The organism is bacterium, from assembly GCA_027622355.1.
Classification (GTDB): Bacteria; UBA8248; UBA8248; order UBA8248; family UBA8248; genus JAQBZT01.
This window is the reverse complement of sequence record JAQBZT010000335.1, coordinates 1-2,657: the sequence shown is the minus strand read 5'-3', so window position 1 is coordinate 2,657 and position 2,657 is coordinate 1. Positions and strand designations below refer to the sequence as shown.

Annotated in this window: 4 protein-coding genes; all 4 read left to right on the top strand. The window is 66.8% G+C overall.

All coding sequences use genetic code 11. The annotated features are described in order from the left end of the window. On the top strand, positions 1-945 hold a 945-nt coding region (locus tag O2807_14390), incomplete at its 5' end, for a molybdopterin-dependent oxidoreductase (GenBank protein ID MDA1001692.1). Continuing rightward, positions 942-1,427: a (2Fe-2S)-binding protein gene (locus O2807_14385; protein MDA1001691.1), complete on the top strand. Its 486-nt coding sequence runs from the start codon at positions 942-944 to the stop codon at positions 1,425-1,427. The genes O2807_14390 and O2807_14385, both read left to right, overlap by 4 nt. Before the next feature lie 201 nt (positions 1,428-1,628). Next, positions 1,629-2,111 (top strand): hypothetical protein, encoded by a 483-nt coding sequence (locus tag O2807_14380; protein MDA1001690.1) that lies wholly within the window; start codon positions 1,629-1,631, stop codon positions 2,109-2,111. A gap of 85 nt (positions 2,112-2,196) precedes the next feature. Beyond that, positions 2,197-2,657 (top strand): 3-hydroxy-3-methylglutaryl CoA synthase (locus O2807_14375; protein ID MDA1001689.1); only part of this gene is annotated, 461 nt, incomplete at its 3' end.

Sequence of the window (2,657 nt, the reverse complement as noted above, 5' to 3'; positions counted from 1 at the left end):
GTCTCGAACGCCATCGTCGAGCTCAACAGCGACGGCAGCGCCCTCGTCCGGTGCGCGACGGTGGAGATGGGCCAGGGAGCAACGACCGCCTACGCCATGATGGCCGCCGAGGAACTCGGCCTCTCTCCACAAAAGGTGCGGGTAACCATCCCGGACACGGATCAGTCCCCCTTCGACACCATCACGGCGGGGGCGCGTTCGATCTACCACATGGGCAACGCCGTGCAGGGGGCGGCCGGGAGCGTCCGCAAGATGCTCCTCGAACCCGCCGCCGAGGCACTTGAGGCCGACGCGGAAGAACTCGACCTGAAGGCGGAGCGCGCCTTCGTCCGCTCCACCCCCGAGCGGAGCATCACCATCCCGCAGCTTTTCATCCGGCGCTTCGGCGCGCCGGGCACCACCCTGACCGGAGTGGGCACCTTCCAGAGCCAGATCGACAAGTCGGACCCCGAGACCGGACAGACCGAAAAGATGACCGAACACTGGTTCGCGGGGGCGGTGGGCGCCGAGGTGGAGGTGGACACCGAAACGGGTTTCGTGAAAATCACGAAGCTCGCCATCGTCGGAGACGCGGGCCGCGCCATCAACCCCCGCCACTGCGTGGAACAGCTCGAGGGCGCGGCCATCATGACGCTCGGCTTCACGCTGTTCGAGGAGATGCGCCTCGAGGACGGCCGGCTCGTGAACGGGAGTTTTCTCGAATATCCCCTGCCCGCCTTCCGGGACGTGCCGGCCGACCTGCGGGCCGTGCCGGTCGAGTACCCGGTCGAGACCGGCCCCTACGGCGCAAGGGGCATCGGCGAGTCGGGAACGCTCTCGTTCATTCCCGCCGTCCTGAACGCCATCCACGACGCGGCGGGAATCTGGCTGGGCGAGGTGCCGGTGACCCCCGAGAAGGTGCTGCGGGCGCTCCGGGAAAAAGAGGGCCGGGAGGTCACCGCATGAGCGCCCCCGGCCGGTTTACCATCTCGATCCGCGTCAACGGCGAGCCGCGCCGCCTCAACATCGCCGCCAACGCGCTGCTCCTCGATGTGCTGCGCGACAATCTCGGCCTGAAGGCCGCCCGCGAGGGATGCGGCACAGGGGCCTGCGGCACCTGCACCGTCCTGCTCGACGGGAACCCGATCAGCGCCTGCCTGAAGCTGGCCGCAACCCTCCCCGAGGGGTGCGCGATCACCACCGTCGAGGGCCTCGCCGAGGGGGAGCGGCTCGATCCCGTCCAGGAGGCCTTTCTCGCGGCGGGCGCTTTTCAGTGCGCCTTCTGCACCTCGGGAATGATGCTGACTGTGAAGGCCCTTCTCGCGGCAAATCCCCGTCCCACCGACGATGAGGCCCGCGCCTACCTGAACGGAAACTACTGCCGATGCGGCGCGTACCCCGAAATTCTCGCCGCCGTCCGAAAACTCGCCGAAAACGCCCGCCCCTGAACGGGCAATATCTCCCTCTACTTGTTATGCTTTTCCGGATCGGGGGGATATGCGTGCAGAAGAGTTTTCTTGAGCAGATGGCCGGCCGCTACAAGCGGCGGGGCTACAAGGTCTACGGGGTGAGTTCGAGGGAACCCCGCGTGCCGCCCCGCTGGAAAGGGCCCTTTTCCCGACCTCTACGTCGAGAAGAGACACCGCCGGATGGCCATCCTCATCCGATCGGACGAGGAGTTCAAAAAAAAGAGAGAACTTCAGCGCGTCCGGCTCATGCTCCGCAACCGCGGGGTTCACATCCGCCTGCTCGTCTTCTCCCAGAACAGCTACCGGGCAGCGCTCCGTTTCCGCCGCCGGCTGAACTGGCTGGGGCGGCGGCGGGAGCACGTCGTGCGGGTCTCCCGGGTTCGCCGCGCGAAATACGACAAGGGAGACTCCTTCCGCGAAAAAGAGCGCGGGCGGACCGGAAGGTGGATGGTTGGGGCCGTTCTCTTCTGGCTGCTCATCGCAATCTTCTATTACTACTTCATCCCCCTCCTCAGATGGGATGTTTTCCTCGACTCGGGAAAAACCTACCAGCCCCGCGATGCCGAACGGGACCCCAAATCCCGCCCGAAGGCGCAGCCGAACCAGCGGAAAGGTGCGCGATCGGCTCCCGAGGGAGCCCCCTCCGATATTTTCTACGAATAACCCTGCATCCGCTTGACTCTTCCGCTCCGGCGGGGAAATGATGCTTGGACTACTCACTTTTTCATTCACCAAAACGAGGTACCGCATGGCCGGAATCATCAGCGTGGGGGCCTACATCCCCTTCTACAGACTGCAGGGCGGGGCGGTGCGCGCGGTGTGGGGCGCGGGAAATCCCAAGGCGTCGCGCCCCATCGCCAACCACGATGAGGACGCCATCACGATGGCGGTGGAGGCGCTGAACCACACCGCCGACTGGGGCCCCATCGCCGTGGACGCGCTCTACTTCGCCTCCACCTCCTTTCCCTACGCCGAGAAATCGAACGCGGCGATCGTCGCCGCGGCCGGCGATCTGCCTGACCGGATCTCGGTGATGGACATCGGGGGATCGCTCCGGGCGGGCACCTCGGCCCTCCGCGCCGCGCTCGATGCGGTGGAGGCGGGCTCGGCCAAAACCGCCGCCGTGGTGGCCGCCGAGGCGCGGCCCGCGCGGCCGGGCGGCCCCGATGAGCTGGCCCTTTGCGACGGGGCGGCGGCGCTTCTCATCGG

Bases quoted from the DNA above. Each gene is read 5' to 3' on its own strand.
- O2807_14385 (MDA1001691.1), top strand. From the start codon at position 942: ATGAGCGCCCCCGGCCGGTTTACCATCTCGATCCGCGTCAACGGCGAG.
- O2807_14380 (MDA1001690.1), top strand. From the start codon at position 1,629: ATGGCCATCCTCATCCGATCGGACGAGGAGTTCAAAAAAAAGAGAGAA.